Below are 17,129 nucleotides of genomic sequence, written 5' to 3'. Positions count from 1 at the left end.
TCTTCACGCCCAATTTTCACGTATTTTTTCAGCTTGCCGCACCATACGACCGAACAATTCCGCAACCGTAGGAATATCTTCAATCATTCCAGCAACTTGTCCGGCCCAACCGAAACCTTGCTGTTCATCTCCTTGGTGGATGAATCGGCAATTTGCCTCACCGCTAATATAATCCTTCAACTTATCATAATCCGCATTGTCTGCTTCCATGCGAAGAATCTTATCAGTCCAAGTACCAGCAAGGGCACGTGCAGGTGCGCCTAATGTCCGCTTAATGACAACTGTACCTGTTTCTTCGACTTGGAGTAATGCATTTTTATATGCAGACGAGGCATGAACACATTCTTTTGTTGCGATGAAACGCGTACCCATCTCGATGCCTTCGGCGCCTAATGCATGAGCAGCCATCCAACCTCTACCGTCCCCAATACCTCCTGAAGCGATTACAGGAATTTTCACTGCATCAACAACTTGAGGAACTAAAACAAATGTACCGATATCGTCACGCCCTAAATGGCCGCCACCTTCTTGACCGACAACCATTACTGCATCCGCTCCAAGGGATTCCGCTTTTATAGCTTGTCTTTTCGAGGCAACTAAGACAAGTTTTTTTATATCCACACTTTTTAAATAGTCAAAGAATGGTGCGGGATTTCCACCAGTTACTGAAACTACCTTAACCTTCTCTTCAATTGCCACATCCAAAAGATATTCATACGGTCTACCATGTTGCCCAATTGCAAAGTTCACCCCGAACGGCTTGCTCGTCAATGACTTCACTTTTTTTATTTCTGCCCGAAGCGCTTCGGGCGATTCAAGACTCATCGCTGTTATTTGTCCAAGTCCACCCGCTTCGGAAACTGCAGCGGCAAGTTCTGAATAAGCAAGATAAGCCAAACCGCCCTGTATAATCGGGTATTCAGTACCTAATAGTTCAGTCACTCTTGTTTTCCATAGCATGACCTATTCCCCCATTTTCTTATTCCATTTCTTCTATCCCTTTTATCAATCTTGGATTGACAAACTCATACCCTTTCTTACGCAGTCCATTTACAATTTCCTCCAATGCATCAGCTGTCCATTCCCGATCATGCATTAAAAGATTTGACCCATTTCTCAAAAGCTCAGTATTCACCATAATATCAGCGATTTTCTCCTTAGTCATAAACTCTTTTTCAAAATCGTATCCATATGACCAATTCATCAAGAGCATACCCTCTTTTTGCGACAAAGCTCGGCTGAAATCCGTATTCGCACCGAACGGGGCACGGAAAAACGTTGGACGCTCTCCAGTCACCTCTTCAACGATATCATTCACGGAAATGATTTCTTCACGCTGTTCATCTTCCGTTATTTTTTTAAGATTCGCATGTGTTTTTGTATGATTACCAATTATAAAGCCCATATCATGGATTTCTTTCAGAATCGCCTTCTTTTCATCCGTTGCGATAAAATGACCATTCACGAAGAAGATTGCAGGAACGTTTAATTCCTTCAAAGTTTTTGCCATATCAAGAGCCCGTTTATCTGGGGCATCATCAATAGTTAATAGGACAACTTTAGGATTTGCTTCACCGATCGGTTCGATCGAATACGTATTTGGATTCATGACATATTGCGGCTCTTCAATCAGACCCTCCGCTTCATCCTCTTCTATTTCAATTTCGGACTCAATTTCACTATCTTCTTCTAAGACCTCATCTGTTTCTATTTCTACATCTGCTGAGTTTTCTTCTTTTGAGGAAGTTTCAAGATCCATTTTTTCATTGCAGGACGCTAAAAGCAGCATGGATGACAGTAATGATATGTATAGTATTCTCTTTTTCATAGAAACAGCTCCTTTGATTGAATAATTCAATCGTAACATGATTTTAGATATGGCTTCAAACGAATAAAACGCGTCCTTCGGCAATTCATGCCTTGGACGCGTTTATTATCATTCACTTATTATTTTGTGATCATATGAATAGGCTTGCCTAAAGCAACTTCCGCTGCTTCCATTGAGATTTCTCCCAAAGTTGGGTGAGCGTGGATTGTCATTGCAATGTCTTCCAATGTCATGCCCGCTTCAATAGCGAGGCCAAGCTCAGCAATCATGTCAGAAGCATTTTCACCAACAATTTGCGCGCCCAATAGAAGTCCGTCTTCTTTACGTGATACAAGTTTGACGAAACCATCAGTAGCATTCAGCGCAAGTGCACGGCCATTTGCAGCAAACGGGAATTTGCCCGCAACTACTTCATAGCCTTGATCTTTAGCTTGTTGTTCATTCAATCCAACAGTTGCAAGTTCTGGATCTGTGAAGCAAACAGCTGGAATTGCCAAATAGTCGACTTCGGATTTCTCGCCTGCAATCGCTTCAGCTGCCACTTTTGCTTCATATGAAGCTTTGTGTGCAAGTTGAGGACCAGAGACAATATCGCCGATTGCATAGATGTTCGGAATACTCGTACGGCATTGCTTGTCCACATCGATTAGACCGCGCTCAAGGAATTTAACGCCCAATTCTTCCAAACCGATTTCATCTGTGTTCGGACGACGTCCAACCGTAACGAGAACATAGTCAGCTTCAACTTTCTGCTCTTCGCCTTTTGCTTCATACGTAACGACGACGCCTGTATCAGTTTCTTCAACACCTTTTGCAGATGCTTTTACGACAATTTCTACACCTTTTTTCTTCAAACCTTTTTTAACGATTTGAGTCATTTGTTTCTCGAAGCCAGCAAGAATGTCATCTGCGCCTTCGATGATCGTTACTTTGGAACCAAGGTTCGCATAAGCCGAGCCTAATTCTGTACCGATATAACCTCCGCCGATAACGACCAAATGACCTGGTACTTCTTCCAAGTTTAGTGCGCCAGTAGAGTTGATGACACGCTTTGTAAACTTGAAAGTAGGGATTTCCACCGGACGAGAACCTGTCGCGATGATTGCGTTTTTAAATTTGTACGTTTGTGAAGATGTCTCATCCATTACTTTTGCAGTGTTCGCATCGACGAAGTATGCTTCACCATTGACGATATCCACTTTGTTTCCTTTTAGAAGTCCTTCGACTCCGCCTGTCAATTTTTTGACGACGCCGTCTTTGAATGCTTGGGCTTTTGAGAAGTCAAGTTTCACATCAGTAGCTGTGATTCCCATGTCATCCGAATTTTTTGCAGATGCAAAACGATGCCCTACTGAAATCAGGGCTTTCGAAGGAATACAACCAACGTTCAGACATACTCCGCCAAGACTACCCTTCTCAACGATAGTGACTTTTTGTCCTAACTGAGCTGCGCGGATTGCAGCAACATATCCTCCGGGTCCAGATCCTACAACAAGTGTATCCACTTCAATTGGAAAGTCTCCTACTACCATTTGTTTACGCCTCCATTAATAAAAGTTCTGGATTGCCGAGTAATTTTTTAATATGGTTCAGAGCCTGCTGCCCTGTTACACCATCAATTACCCGATGATCGAATACCAAAGATAATGCTAACATAGGTGCAGCAACTATTTCACCATTTTTGACTATCGGTTTTTCTGAAATGCGGCCGATTCCCAGAATTGCAACTTCCGGATGGTTAATGATTGGTGTGAACCATTGCCCACCTGCAGAGCCGATGTTCGTGATGGAAGTGGAAGCGCCTTTCATTTCAGACGGGCTCAATTTACCATCACGGGCCTTTGTTGCAAGTTGGCTAATTTCGTCTGAAATTGCAAATACTGATTTTCGATCTGCATGTTTGATGACAGGCACAAGCAAACCACGATCCGTATCGGCAGCAATTCCAATGTTGTAATAATGCTTTTGAATGATTTCCTCTTTTTCATCATCTAATGATGTGTTTAGTTGAGGGAATTCACGTAACGTAGAAACAAGCGCCTTCACAACGTATGGAAGGTAAGTAAGTTTAATATCTTTTTCTGCTGCAATCTCTTTGAACTTTTTACGGTGTGCAACAAGCTCTGTTACATCGATTTCATCCAACAAAGTCACATGCGGCGCAGTATGCTTGGAGTTTACCATTGCTTTGGCAATCGCTTTCCTGATTCCAGTCATCTTTTCACGAGTTTCAGGGAAGTCACCTTCCAAGACGATAGGAGCTACTGCTGGTTGCGCATCATTTCTTTGCGTTTCAATTGGAGCTGATGCCGGAGCCGCTTGCGCCTCTTCGGAAACTTGAGCTGATTGTTCTTGGCCTCCGTTAAGGAAAGCTTCAATATCCTCTTTCAGTACACGGCCATTTTTTCCTGTTCCTTGCACTTGACGGATGTTTACTTCCTGCTCGCGAGCAAATTTACGGACTGATGGCATAGCAATGACACGCTTCGTAGATTCGTCTTCAACTTGTTTTTGCGAAGGCTGATCCTTCTTTATCTCTTCTTTATCAATTTCCTGGCCTGCTTCTGCAGTTGCCTGAACTTGTGCTTCGGTTTCTTCCTTGCCCTCAACAGCACTTGCATTACTTTCGTATCCTGGAGCGTCAAAGCGGATTAATACGTCACCAACAATAGCGACTTTGCCTTCTTCAACTACTATTTCCTCTACAGTGCCTGTTACAGGTGATGGAATTTCCACAACTGCTTTATCGTTTTGGATTTCAAGAAGTGTATCGTCTTCGTTGACTTTATCGCCCTTGGCAACAAACCACTTTACGACTTCACCTTCGTGAATCCCTTCCCCGATATCCGGCAAACGGAATTCAAATGCCACAAGAATCACCCTTTCTTATCAGAGTTTCAATTAGAATGTCAAAACTTTTTTAGCTGTTTCAATAATGTCATTAGCATCAGGTAACCAAGCGTTTTCACCTTGAGCAAACGGATAGACAGTATCAGGAGCCGTCACACGCAGAACAGGTGCTTCCAAACTCAAGATTGCTCGTTCCGTAATTTCTGAAACGACGTTTGCAGCAATACCAGCTTGCTTTTGCGCCTCTTGGACTACGATTGCACGGTTTGTCTTTTCAACAGAAGCGATAATCGTTTCGATATCCAATGGCTGAACTGTACGTAAGTCAACCACCTCTACGGAATGGCCTTCTTTTTCAAGTACTTCTGCCGCTTTTAAGCTTTCATGAACCATCGCACCATACGTAATTATCGAAAGATCAGTACCCTCTCTTTTTACGTCAGCTTTCCCAAGAGGAATTGTATACGCCTCTTCAGGTACTTCTTGTCTGAACGAACGGTAGAGCTTCATATGTTCCAGGAAAACAACAGGGTTTTCATCGCGGATTGCTGAGATTAGAAGCCCTTTTGCGTCATATGGCGTTGATGGGATGACTACTGTCAAACCTGGTTGAGATGCAACAATCCCTTCAAAGCTATCAGCATGCATTTCAGGTGTTGCAACACCGCCACCGAATGGAGAACGGATTGTTACAGGCGCGTTATATCTTCCACCTGTACGGAAGGATTGACGAGCCAATTGACCGCTGACAGAGTCAATCACTTCATATAGGAATCCGAAAAACTGGATTTCCATTACCGGACGGAAACCTGTTAGGGTTAAACCAACCGCAAGACCACCAATTCCTGATTCAGCAAGCGGTGTATCGAATACACGCTCTTCGCCGAACTCTTTTTGCAGCCCTTCTGTTGCGCGGAATACTCCACCGTTGTTTCCAACGTCTTCACCGAAGACGAGGACGTTTTCATCATTTTTCAGCTCCGTGCGCATTGCATCGGTAATCGCTTGAATCATCGTCATTTGTGCCATCGGTTACTTCGACTCCTTCTCTGTATAGATATCAAATTGTTCTTTCAAATTGGATGGCATGTCGCCTTTATACATAATTTTCATGAAATCTGTCACTTTTTGTTTAGGTGCCGCATCTGCCTTCTTGATGGCTTCTTTGATTTCTTCTTTTGCACGCTCAATCACTTCATTTTCCATCTCTTCATTCCAAATGCCTTTTCCTTCAAGGTATTTGCGGAAACGGATCAGAGGATCGCGTTTTTCCCACTCATTATCCGTTTCGGATGTACGGTACCTTGTAGGATCATCCCCAGCCATCGTATGCGGACCGTATCGGTAGCACATTGTCTCTATCAAAGTTGGTCCCTCACCGTTGATGGCACGCTCTCTTGCATCGCGAGTTGCGGCGTAAACCGCAAGTGCGTCCATACCATCTACAAGAATACTTGGAATTCCAGCCGCCACACCTTTTTGTGCAAGTGTTTTAGCAGCCGTCTGCAATTCACGAGGAGTTGAAATCGCGTATTGGTTGTTTTGTACAATGAAAATTGCTGGCGATCGATATGCTCCCGCAAAGTTGATACCTTCATAGAAATCTCCTTGTGAAGTACCGCCGTCACCTGTATAAGTCATTGCAACTGCTTTAATCCCACGTTTTTGGAAGCCGAGTGCCACACCAGCAGCTTGGATATACTGTGCACCGATGATGATTTGAGGGAATAAAACGTTCAAACCTTCAGGATATGCGCTACCTAGATAATGTCCTCGGGACCATAAGAATGCCATATGTAATGGTAAGCCATGGAATATAAGCTGCGGGACATCTCGATAACCCGGCAGAATGAAATCTTCCTTTTCGAGTGCAAAATGTGATGCGAGCTGTGATGCTTCCTGACCTGCCGTAGGTGCGTAGAACCCAAGGCGACCTTGACGATTTAAAGAGATAGAACGCTGATCCAAAATTCTTGTATAGACCATTCTTGTCATTAATTCTGTAAGTTCTTCGTCGGATAATTTCGGCTCAGCGCCCTTATTGACGATTTCGCCTTCTTCATTCAAAATTTGGAACATCTCAAACTGTTCTTCAATAGAATGAAGCGTTTTCACCGGATCGAACTGCTTTTCTTTTTCTGCAGCCATATCGGCACCTCTCCTTTATAACTGTATTATTTTTTCTGTTTCTTATAGTGATACAACAGTCTTCCTCACTTAGTATACTTAAGAGGAGCAAATTGGTCAATCGTTGAAGTCATCGTTATTCCTATAGACACCTCCAATCAGAATTATTTCAAAATAACATACTGTACTACCACAATATTTCATCTGTATTATAATAGAATTGTTTTTGTAGAAAAAGAAAAAGTGGAGCATTTCGCCACCACTTTACACTTTTCCTTTATTTATCTTTTTCTAAACTTGAAAACACTTCATTCTTTATGGAATTAACTTCTTTTGTCGCTTCATTGAAATCTGCTATTGCAGTTTTAACAACCGTATTTTGCTTGTTAATTTCTTCAACTTTTTGCTTTAATTCTTCCAATTTAACATCTTCTTTAGATAAAACACCATAAAACTCTTTTTGAATAGTAGCCAACTTTCTATATTCATCCACAAAGGATTGATGTAGCTCATATCTTTTCTCAACTGAGGCTTTCAACTTTTCAACATGACTCTTTTCCTCTTCAGATGCTTTTTCCAGAACTGTTTCGAGCTCTTTTATGAAACCTTCTGCTTCCTTCATCGATTCTTCTTCTTTGTCCAATCGGCTTAACCGTTCTTCAATCAGCTTTTCCAACTCAGACACATTGGATCGTAACTTTTCAATATCTTCCTTCGTTAACTCCATTGTTTCTTTAAATATCTTTTGTTCCGTTTTTTCCATCTCTGTCATCTGGCTTTGTGTATCTCGATATTCCGACTCAGAATCATTCATTTTTGATAGAGTGTCGGATAACTGCTTCTCGGTTGAGGCACCCATGCTGCAGCCTGATAATGTCAATACACCGATCACTAAAAATCCTATCAGTTTTTTCTTCATACGTATTCCTCCAGTCTTTGTTTCACTATAGCGCTATCATTCATCCTTTTCAAGGATGCACAAATTACTTTAACCATCTTTCCTATTAGCATATAATAGATGAAAGCATTGTAAATGAAAGGAAGTACAACCAATGATATTGATGAGTGATATTGTGCGCGAGGGTCATCCTGCACTGAGAAAAGTCGCGGAAGAAGTGACTTTCCCTTTAACTGATGAAGACAAAAAACTTTGCGAAGAGTTACTTCAATATATTATAAATAGCCAAGATGATGAAGTATGTGAACGATACGGCCTAAGACCAGGCATCGGACTCGCTGCACCACAGGTTAACGTTTCAAAGCGAGTATTCGCGTTGCATATTGAAGAAGAAAATAAAGAGCCGTTAAGTTTTGTCGCCATCAACCCGAAAATAATCAGTCATTCAGTAGAAAGAACTTATTTATCTAATGGAGAAGGCTGTCTATCGGTGGATCGCGATGTCGAAGGTTTTGTACCTCGCTATTCCAGAATTACGATTAAGGCCTTCGATATGGACGGCAAGGAATTCAAGTTACGATTAAAAGGTCTTCCTTCTATTGCGTTTCAACATGAATTGGATCATTTGAACGGTGTTATGTTTTACGATCACATCGACCCGAAAGAACCATTCAAAGAAATCCCGGGTGCGGTACCTTTTGAGAGGGATTGAGGGAATATAAATAAAAAGCAATACGTTGATTTGCGCTCCAGACGGCACGCTTTCCGGAGGGCGTGCGGTGAACCAACCCGTTCGCTTCGCTACCGTTGGTTGTTTCACCTGTCCCGCTGATCCTCCCGGAGTCGGCCGTCTTACGCTCCAATCAACAGAGATTCTTTTACCATGATTAAAGTTTGAATTTAATAGAATCCCCCATCAAAAATGCTTAGAAGTCTCTATGCATTTTTTCTTTTCATTTTTGAAATGAAATCTTTCTCTAACAGCGCAAATCAACATTGACTGTACCCTAATTCAACTTGACAGAAAGTTCAAATAGATATATAATGTCTTTAAGGAGTGATATGCCCATGTACAAGCGCCTAAAACGCAAACTGTTGAAACGGCTCAATGGCATACTCGGCAAAAAGACAATTGCATAATTTCACGCCCGCCAATGCAATTGGTGGGCTTTTCTTTATTTTAGACAACTGACATGCTAAGATGAAGAGAAAGATTTCAAACGAACGTAAAAAAGGAGAGCTTACCATGATTTACAAAGTTTATTACCAAGAAAATCTAACACAAGTACCTATTCGCGAAAACACAAAACAATTGTACATCGAAGCCGATTCAGAAAGAACTGTCCGCGAAAAACTGAAAGAACGCAAGTACAATATTGAATTGATTCAGCTTCTTGAAGGCGCACATCTCGAATATGAGCAAGCATCCCCTCATTTTGAGTTAGAGCAGGTCTAAGCATCATGAAATTAATAAAAAACAATGAAACTGCCGTTTTCGCTTTAGGCGGACTTGGTGAAATCGGCAAAAACACGTACTGTGTACAATTCCAGGATGAAATCATCCTAATTGACGCAGGCATTAAATTTCCAGAAGACGATCTGTTAGGAATCGACTATGTAATTCCTGACTATACGTATTTGGAAAAGAATATCGATAAAATCAAAGGTCTTTTCATCACACATGGTCACGAAGACCATATCGGTGGAATCCCATATTTGCTAAGAAAAGTTAATATTCCTGTCTACGGCGGGAAATTAGCACTCGGTCTTCTTCGCAATAAACTTGAGGAACACGGCCTCCTACGTACAACAAAATTGATTGAGATCAAAGAAGATGATGTCATCAAATTTAGAAAGACATCTGTTTCTTTTTTCCGGACAACTCATAGTATTCCTGATGCATTCGGAGTAGTCGTTAAAACACCATCCGGAAATGTTGTTCACACTGGAGATTTCAAATTTGATTTCACCCCAGTTGGAGAGCCTGCTAATCTTGCAAAAATGGCCAAAGTCGGAAGTGACGGCGTCCTTTGTCTTTTATCAGATAGTACGAATGCCGAAGTGCCGAATTTTACAATGTCGGAACGAAAAGTCGGAGACAGTCTGAACGAAATTTTCCGGAAAGTGGATGGAAGAATTATTTTCGCTACATTCGCCTCCAATATACACCGTCTACAACAGGTTATCGAAGCTGCCGAGCATTATGGTAGAAAAATAGCTGTATTCGGCCGCAGTATGGATAATGCAATTACGATTGGTCGTGAATTAGGCTATATTAACGCCCCTAAAGAATTGTTTGTCGACGCTCAATCACTAAACAGACTTCCTGCCAACGAAGTAATGATTCTATGTACAGGGAGCCAAGGTGAACCCATGGCAGCTTTGTCAAGGATAGCGAATGGAACACATCGCCAAGTCCAAATACAACCTGGCGACACTGTAATCTTTTCGTCATCTCCGATTCCCGGAAACACTCTAAGTGTTAATAAAACAATCAATGCATTATTCCGCGCAGGAGCTGAAGTTATTTATGGCGCTCTGAACAATATCCATACATCTGGTCACGGTTCCCAAGAAGAGCAGAAACTGATGCTTCGTTTGATTAAACCGAAATTCTTCATGCCAATCCATGGAGAGTACCGCATGTTGAAGATGCATAACGAGCTTGCCATTGACTGTGATGTCGCACCAGAAAACACATTCATCATGAGTAACGGTGATGTGTTGGCGTTGACGGAGAATACTGCAAGGATTGCCGGTAAAATTCCATCTGGAGATGTATACATCGACGGAAGTGGAATTGGGGATATTGGTAGTGTTGTATTACGCGATCGTAAAATCCTTTCCGAAGACGGTTTGGTAATCGTCGTTGCAACAGTTGACAAAAAACGCAACAAAGTTGTTTCAGGTCCAGACATTATTTCACGTGGTTTTGTCTACATGAGAGAATCAGGCACAATGATCAGCGAAGCCCAACAAATATTGTCCAAGGAATTGAATAAAAAGCTCGCCAACTCCTCTGTCGAAGCAGGAGCGGGAGCATTGAAAAGCGACATAATCGATATTCTATCCCCTTATTTATACGACCAGACAAAACGGAGACCAATGGTCCTTCCTGTTGTCATGGAAGTTTAAATGGAAAAATGAGGCTGTCCAATAAGTTCCTAAAGTAAAAGTGGTGGTAGAAGATTTGTTTTCTTCTGCCACCATTTTTGGGTTTTTATCATTAACCTGCTAAAAGCAGCTGATTGATACCCACCACTTTCAGAAGGTTATCAGATTGGACGATTTTTTGTATTTATTTTTCAATTTATTCCATAATGAAAGGATTTCCGTTGATTGGAGCGGAAGGCGGCGACTCCTGCCGGAATAGCATGAGCCTTGAGACCCCGCAGGGCGCACGCCTTTAGCGACCGAGGAGGCTCAAGCCATGCCGGCGGAAAGCGTCCGCCTGAAGCGGAAATCAACATTACCACTCATTGTGTAATTTAATATGGCTGTCACAGAAGGTCAGTTTTTACTGACTTTCTGGACAGCCCCTTTTTTTATTTATTAATTTTAATGAAGGGCCTTTTTCTCGAATCGATGGATATCAATATCTGAACCAATGACTATCAAAATATCATTCAGTTCAATCTCCTCAATCGCTTGTGGGGAAACTAATATTTGTGTCTGGCGTTTAATCGCGACAATATTGACTCCGAATTTCGCACGGATATCCAGATCGATCAATGTAGAACCGGCAATTTTTTCATTCGCCCGTATTTCAACGATTGAATATTCATCCGATAATTCAAGGTAGTCAAGAATATTATTTGAAACCATATTGTTTGCAAGCCTTTTCGCCATATCACGTTCTGGATGTACAACCTGATCCGCCCCGATTTTCCTTAGCACTTTTTCATGGTAATCATTTTGTGCTTTAACGGTAATTCGTTTAATACCGATTTCCTTTAATATCAATGTCGTTAGAATACTTGCTTGTATATTCTCACCGATTGCAACGACAACATGCTCAAAATTACGGATCCCGAGTGCCCGTAATGCGGATTCATCTGTCGTGTCTGCTGAAACAGCAGTAGTCGCGATTTGTGCGTATTCTTCCACCCGCTCGTGTGACACATCAATTGCCATTACATCCGCACCAAGCTCCACTAATTCCCTAACGATGCTTCCCCCAAATCTCCCTAATCCAATTACAACAAATTCCTTTTTCATATATCTTCCGCTCCAATCCTCTTGATGGATGGAACTAGTGTATCATACTTTGCAGGCAAACAAAAAAGACGACCTATCCGATAGGCCATCCCATTTCTCATCACATTCTGGTTTCATCTAATATACGACTTACACGGTTTTCAAGCGTACGCATACTGCCGCTTCCACCCGCTTGGAAATGACGCAATTGGCCATGCTTATCGAAGACATAATACGCTGGAACAAATTGATTATCAAATGCATCCGACAATATTAAAGAATTATCAATAAACACCGGTTGGGTAATATCATGCAATCTAACGAGCGCTCTAATCGTATCCAAATCATTGTCATCGGCATTTCGAGGCATATGCACAGCGACTACATTCAACAGACCCTTGTAGCGGTCACGGATATAATTTACATCCCGTATTGCCTCCTTACATTGACGACAGCTAACAGACCAAAAATGAATAAGGGTAGGTTTCACACCTATCAGATCATACCTATCCACTCTCCCATTCAACCAAGTTGTTGCCCCTCTCAATTCCGGCATCTGTTCGCGTATTTTCATAGGTTTTCCCCTCCGCTTAAAAAGACTTCCTATGCTTATACTATGCGTACCTATCAAAATTAATAATTAATTTTAATAACGTCTTGATTTTCAACCAGGATTTTGTATAATTAAAAAGGTTTATAGTAAACTTAAAGTACAGTAATACTAAACTCCGATATGAAGGGAAGATGAAACACCATGCAGATCGGAAGTAAAATCAAAAGTCTTCGATTGAAAAAAGGCTTGACTCAAGAAGAGTTGGGCGAAAGAACAGACCTTACAAAAGGCTATATATCTCAATTGGAACGTGAACTTACTTCTCCATCAATCGAAACTCTCTTTTCTTTATTGGAGGTGTTAGGAACAACGCCAAAAGAATTTTTCGATGAACCCAAGAAAAACATGAAAGTAGTTTACTCACCAGAAGATCAAACCACCTATGTGAATGACGAACTAAAATATAGTATCCGTTGGTTAGTTCCCCGTTCGAATGAAAATGAAATGGAACCTGTCCATATTTCATTTTCAAAACACGGCGAATTTAAACAGTTCGAACCTTCCCTTGCGGAAACATTCATATATGTACTATCCGGTAAAGTTGAAATCGAAATCGGCAATCGTACATACACGGCCTCAAAGGGTGATTCAGCTTATTATGAGGCATCCGACCATCATCGTGTATCGAATGCAAATGAAGGTCCGACCGAGTTGCTATTAGTGGCAACAGAATCATATTTATAAAGGGGGAAATTAGTAAAATGGCAAACCAGCCTATTATCCGTTTTGAGAACGTAACGAAGAAATACAGTGATGAAACAACCGTATTGGATAATGTATCTTTCGAAATGGAACGCGGAAAGTTTTATACGTTATTAGGACCTTCAGGATGTGGGAAGACGACAATTCTTCGATTGATCGCAGGATTTATCGAGCCAACTGACGGTACAATTTACTTCAATGGGAAAAACATTAATAACGTGCCTGCAAATGAACGTCAAGTGAATACAGTATTCCAGGACTATGCCCTCTTCCCCCATCTGAATGTGTATGAAAATATCGCATTCGGCCTACGTATTAAAAAGGTGAAGAAGGACAAAATCGATTTCAAAGTCAAGGAAGCACTGAAATTCGTCAATCTAGCGGGCTATGAGAATCGGGAAATTACGGAAATGTCGGGTGGTCAGCGCCAACGTGTTGCGATTGCAAGAGCGATTGTCAATGATCCGGAAATCATTCTATTAGACGAGCCTTTATCCGCTCTGGACTTGAAGCTACGGTCGGAAATGCAGTATGAATTACGTGAATTGCAACAACGTTTAGGAAAAACATTCGTCTTCGTCACCCATGACCAAGAGGAAGCACTTGCCATGTCTGATGAAATCTTCGTCATGAACGATGGGGTTATTCAACAATCCGGAACGCCACTTGATATTTACGACGAACCAATTAACCGTTTTGTCGCAGATTTCATCGGTGAGTCCAATATCGTATCAGGTCGAATGATTGAGGATTATGTCGTTGAATTCACTGGTAAGCGATTTGACTGTGCTGATGCAGGTCTTCAGCCGAATGAAAAAGTCGATATTGTTATCCGACCAGAAGACTTGGAAATTACAACAATCGATAAAGGTAAATTGAACGTCACAGTAGACACACAATTATTCCGTGGAGTCCATTATGAATTGTCCACGTATGACAAGGACGGAAATGAATGGCTCGTCCATTCAACGAAGAAAGCGGAAGTTGGTGAAGTAATCGGGCTCGATTTCAATCCTGAAGACATTCATGTTATGAGGTTGAATGAGTCAGAAGAAGAATACGATGCTCGACTAGAATCTTATGGAGCGCTTGCCGATGAAGAATAATCGCCTACGGTCATTTTACACAATTCCTTATACGGCTTGGATATTGTTATTTGTCATTGCACCGATTGCATTGATCGTCTACTATTCATTTTTTGATCTAACAGGCAATTTTACCTTATCCAACTATAAGAGCTTTTTCTCGTCTGTTTACCTTAAGCTGACAATAAGCTCATTTTGGTATGCGTTTCTAATTACATTGTTTTCACTGTTAATCTCCTATCCAACAGCATATCTCATAACAAAGACTAAGCATAAACAGTTATGGCTTTTGTTAATCATCATCCCTTCTTGGATTAACCTATTGCTAAAAACGTATGCATTCATTGGTTTAATGGGATTATACGGGCCAATAAATGCGCTCCTTGAAGTAGTCGGCATCGGCAAACAACAGATCCTGTTCACCGATTTCAGTTACGTTTTTGTTTCCGTCTATATTTTCATACCGTTTATGATTTTGCCGATTTTCAATGCGCTCGACAAATTGAATCCTGTATTGATAGATGCTTCTCGTGATTTAGGTGCAAACAGTTGGACAACGTTTAAACGTGTCATCTGGCCGTTGACGATTAACGGCGTGAAATCTGGCATACAAGTGGTTTTCATCCCTGCACTTTCACTCTTTATGATTACAAGGCTGATTGCAGGTAACAAAGTCATTACACTTGGAACAGCAATTGAACAACAGTTTTTAGTAACACAAAACTGGGGAATGGGTTCAACGATTGCCGTATTCCTAATTCTATTCATGTTCATAATAATGTCGTTCACTACTGGTAAAGAAAGGGGGGCTACAGGTAATGGAAAGAATAGGTAAGCTTCCTAAACTGTATCTGACCGTTGTTTTCATCATCCTGTATGCGCCCATTTTTTATTTGATATTCTACTCTTTCAATTCTGGTGGTGGAATGTCTGATTTCGAATCATTTACTTGGGAGCATTATGCAGCAGTTTTTGAAGATAAGCGTCTCATTGTAATTGTATTAAATACAATCATTATCGCCCTATTGTCTGCACTTGCTTCAACTGCTATCGGTGTTATCGGTGCGTTGGCGATTTACTTCATGAGAAATAAAAAAATGAGAAATGCAGTGCTTTCACTGAATAATATTTTGATGGTAAGCCCGGATGTTATTATCGGAGCCTCTTTCCTCATCCTCTTTACAATGATTGGGGTTAAATTAGGCTTTGCTTCCGTTTTGATATCACATATTGCATTCAGTATTCCGATTGTCGTCATTATGGTCTTGCCGAAATTATCGGAGATGAATCCTACATTGATAGATGCTGCACGGGATTTAGGTGCAACAAGTAAAGACATTATGACAAGGGTCATCCTCCCTTTCATCAAGCCAGGGATATTCGCAGGCTTTTTCCTTGCACTAACGTACTCGCTTGATGATTTTGCAGTTACATTCTTCGTAACTGGGAATGGATTCTCTACTTTATCCGTTGAAATCTACTCAATGGCGAGAACTGGGATTAGTCTTACAATCAATGCCCTATCCGGCATTATTTTCGTAGTAACAGTCGGCCTCGTACTTGGATACTACGCCCTTAATCGGAAATTGAAAGCACCTCTTGCGGGGGTGAAAAAATGAAATCAATCTACCAAGCGGCAATAGTAATCCTTATCGTTTCCGGTATCCTGATCTTCATCAATGATAAGTTGAATGAAGGTGGTTCAGCCGGAAAAAACACAATAACAGTATACAACTGGGGCGAATATATCGATCCTGATCTGATCAAGCAATTTGAAAAAGAAACAGGCATAAAGGTCATCTATGAAACATTCGATTCGAATGAAGGCATGATGGGTAAAATCGAGCAAGGCGGTACTTCATATGATATTACTGCTCCTTCGGAATATATGGTCGAAATGATGAAGGAAAAGAATCTTCTTTTGCCGCTCGACTACAGCAAAATTCCTAACATCAAACATATTGATCCGTACTTTTTAGATTTGCCGTTTGATCCGGGGAATACGTATTCCATTCCTTACTTCTGGGGAACTGTAGGAATTGCATTTAATCCAACCTTGCTCGAGGGTCAAACCTTTGAAAGTTGGGAAAGCCTTTGGGATCCTACCCTAAAGCAAAGGGTTATCCTTGTGGATAGTGCAAGAGAAACCGTGGGGATGAGTTTAAACTCATTGGGCTATTCCCTAAATTCAACAAATCTCGGTGAATTGCGAGAAGCAACGGATAAGTTGAAGGCTCTAACCCCCAATGTCAAAGCAGTGATCGGCGATGAAGTGACTCAGTTAATGGTCAATGGTGAAGCGGCCATATCGCTAACTTGGTCCGGTCAGGCAGCCGATATGATGTATGAGAACGAAGATATCGACTATGTCGTCCCTGAAGAAGGATCCAACTTATGGTTTGACAATTTTGTCATTCCACGGACAGCTAAAAACATAGAAGGTGCACATGCTTTCCTTAATTTTATGCTTGACCCTGAAGTAGCAGCCCAAAATGCTGATTATGTCGGGTATTCAACACCAAATCTAACAGCACTTGACCTGATGGACCCTGAAGTGGTTGAAGATGAACGCTTCTATCCCGATGAAGAGACACGGAGCCATTTGGAAGTGTATAAAAACTTAGGTTTGGAATTATTAGGTGTTTACAATGAACTCTTCTTGGAATTCAAAATGAATTTAAGATAATCGTTCACATGCTCCCCTCATCTGTTTGAGGGGAGTTTTTATGTTACCAAGCATCAAAGTGTTTTTACTTGCCGACTATGGTAAACTATTTCAAGTACACGAAATAGATTAGGGGTGGTGTGTTCTTGGTCGAAAAAGAAAAA

Annotated in this window: 17 protein-coding genes; 8 read left to right on the top strand and 9 right to left on the bottom strand. The window is 41.3% G+C overall.

What is annotated here, in order from left to right; genetic code table 11:
* Window positions 1-3: 3 nt before the first annotated feature.
* The 7 genes from NSQ43_RS09055 to NSQ43_RS09025 all read right to left on the bottom strand — a co-directional run bounded on the left by NSQ43_RS09055 (window position 4) and on the right by NSQ43_RS09025 (window position 7,724).
* The gene (locus NSQ43_RS09055) at window positions 4-960 is read right to left on the bottom strand and encodes a nitronate monooxygenase family protein (protein ID WP_339249463.1); all 957 of its coding nucleotides are present in this window, start codon (window positions 958-960) and stop codon (window positions 4-6) included.
* A 19-nt stretch (window positions 961-979) separates the two neighbouring features.
* Window positions 980-1,828: a polysaccharide deacetylase family protein gene (locus NSQ43_RS09050; RefSeq protein ID WP_339249461.1), complete on the bottom strand. Its 849-nt coding sequence runs from the start codon at window positions 1,826-1,828 to the stop codon at window positions 980-982.
* Between the two features lie 119 nt (window positions 1,829-1,947).
* Window positions 1,948-3,360, bottom strand: a complete 1,413-nt coding sequence (gene lpdA / locus NSQ43_RS09045; RefSeq protein WP_339249459.1) for a dihydrolipoyl dehydrogenase — start codon at window positions 3,358-3,360, stop codon at window positions 1,948-1,950.
* 4 nt (window positions 3,361-3,364) lie between these two features.
* Window positions 3,365-4,699, bottom strand: coding sequence for a dihydrolipoamide acetyltransferase family protein (locus NSQ43_RS09040; RefSeq protein ID WP_339249457.1), 1,335 nt, complete (start codon window positions 4,697-4,699; stop codon window positions 3,365-3,367).
* Window positions 4,700-4,729: 30 nt separating this feature from the next.
* Window positions 4,730-5,707, bottom strand: coding sequence for an alpha-ketoacid dehydrogenase subunit beta (locus NSQ43_RS09035; protein WP_339249456.1), 978 nt, complete (start codon window positions 5,705-5,707; stop codon window positions 4,730-4,732).
* A 3-nt stretch (window positions 5,708-5,710) separates the two neighbouring features.
* Window positions 5,711-6,826 (bottom strand): pyruvate dehydrogenase (acetyl-transferring) E1 component subunit alpha, encoded by a 1,116-nt coding sequence (gene pdhA, locus NSQ43_RS09030; RefSeq protein ID WP_339249454.1) that lies wholly within the window; start codon window positions 6,824-6,826, stop codon window positions 5,711-5,713.
* A gap of 256 nt (window positions 6,827-7,082) precedes the next feature.
* On the bottom strand, window positions 7,083-7,724 hold the full coding sequence (locus NSQ43_RS09025; RefSeq protein WP_339249453.1) for a YkyA family protein: 642 nt from the start codon (window positions 7,722-7,724) through the stop codon (window positions 7,083-7,085).
* Window positions 7,725-7,857: 133 nt separating this feature from the next.
* Between NSQ43_RS09025 and def the strand changes: the two genes are divergently transcribed.
* The 3 genes from def to NSQ43_RS09010 all read left to right on the top strand — a co-directional run bounded on the left by def (window position 7,858) and on the right by NSQ43_RS09010 (window position 10,838).
* Window positions 7,858-8,415 (top strand): peptide deformylase, encoded by a 558-nt coding sequence (def, locus tag NSQ43_RS09020; RefSeq protein ID WP_339249451.1) that lies wholly within the window; start codon window positions 7,858-7,860, stop codon window positions 8,413-8,415.
* A gap of 534 nt (window positions 8,416-8,949) precedes the next feature.
* The gene (locus NSQ43_RS09015) at window positions 8,950-9,159 is read left to right on the top strand and encodes a DNA-directed RNA polymerase subunit epsilon (protein WP_339249449.1); all 210 of its coding nucleotides are present in this window, start codon (window positions 8,950-8,952) and stop codon (window positions 9,157-9,159) included.
* Window positions 9,160-9,164: 5 nt separating this feature from the next.
* The gene (locus NSQ43_RS09010) at window positions 9,165-10,838 is read left to right on the top strand and encodes a ribonuclease J (RefSeq protein WP_339249447.1); all 1,674 of its coding nucleotides are present in this window, start codon (window positions 9,165-9,167) and stop codon (window positions 10,836-10,838) included.
* Between the two features lie 423 nt (window positions 10,839-11,261).
* Here NSQ43_RS09010 and NSQ43_RS09005 read toward each other — a convergent pair whose 3' ends face one another.
* Window positions 11,262-11,921, bottom strand: a complete 660-nt coding sequence (locus NSQ43_RS09005; RefSeq protein WP_339249446.1) for a TrkA family potassium uptake protein — start codon at window positions 11,919-11,921, stop codon at window positions 11,262-11,264.
* 100 nt (window positions 11,922-12,021) lie between these two features.
* A complete protein-coding gene (locus NSQ43_RS09000; RefSeq protein WP_339249444.1) occupies window positions 12,022-12,474 on the bottom strand; it encodes a redoxin domain-containing protein in 453 nt (150 codons plus the stop codon).
* Between the two features lie 180 nt (window positions 12,475-12,654).
* On the opposite strand from NSQ43_RS09000, the gene NSQ43_RS08995 reads away from it, so the two are divergent.
* From NSQ43_RS08995 to NSQ43_RS08975, 5 genes are read left to right on the top strand one after another with little or no spacing between them, the layout of a single operon-like run.
* The gene (locus tag NSQ43_RS08995; protein WP_339249442.1) at window positions 12,655-13,197 is read left to right on the top strand and encodes an XRE family transcriptional regulator; all 543 of its coding nucleotides are present in this window, start codon (window positions 12,655-12,657) and stop codon (window positions 13,195-13,197) included.
* Window positions 13,198-13,214: 17 nt separating this feature from the next.
* Window positions 13,215-14,321, top strand: a complete 1,107-nt coding sequence (locus NSQ43_RS08990; protein ID WP_339249439.1) for an ABC transporter ATP-binding protein — start codon at window positions 13,215-13,217, stop codon at window positions 14,319-14,321.
* Window positions 14,311-15,135 carry an ABC transporter permease gene (locus NSQ43_RS08985; RefSeq protein WP_339249436.1) on the top strand — a complete coding sequence of 275 codons (825 nt, stop codon included), beginning with the start codon at window positions 14,311-14,313 and terminating at the stop codon, window positions 15,133-15,135. Before NSQ43_RS08990 ends, NSQ43_RS08985 begins: the two co-directional genes overlap by 11 nt.
* Window positions 15,119-15,919 carry an ABC transporter permease gene (locus NSQ43_RS08980; protein ID WP_339249432.1) on the top strand — a complete coding sequence of 267 codons (801 nt, stop codon included), beginning with the start codon at window positions 15,119-15,121 and terminating at the stop codon, window positions 15,917-15,919. Before NSQ43_RS08985 ends, NSQ43_RS08980 begins: the two co-directional genes overlap by 17 nt.
* Window positions 15,916-16,986 carry an ABC transporter substrate-binding protein gene (locus NSQ43_RS08975; protein WP_339249431.1) on the top strand — a complete coding sequence of 357 codons (1,071 nt, stop codon included), beginning with the start codon at window positions 15,916-15,918 and terminating at the stop codon, window positions 16,984-16,986. The genes NSQ43_RS08980 and NSQ43_RS08975 overlap by 4 nt, the downstream gene beginning before the upstream one ends.
* Window positions 16,987-17,129: the final 143 nt, after the last annotated feature.

This window comes from Sporosarcina sp. FSL W8-0480 (assembly GCF_037963765.1).
GTDB lineage: Bacteria > Bacillota > Bacilli > Bacillales_A > Planococcaceae > Sporosarcina.
Note: the sequence above shows the minus strand (reverse complement) of the source record. Positions and strands in the feature narration are given on the sequence as shown.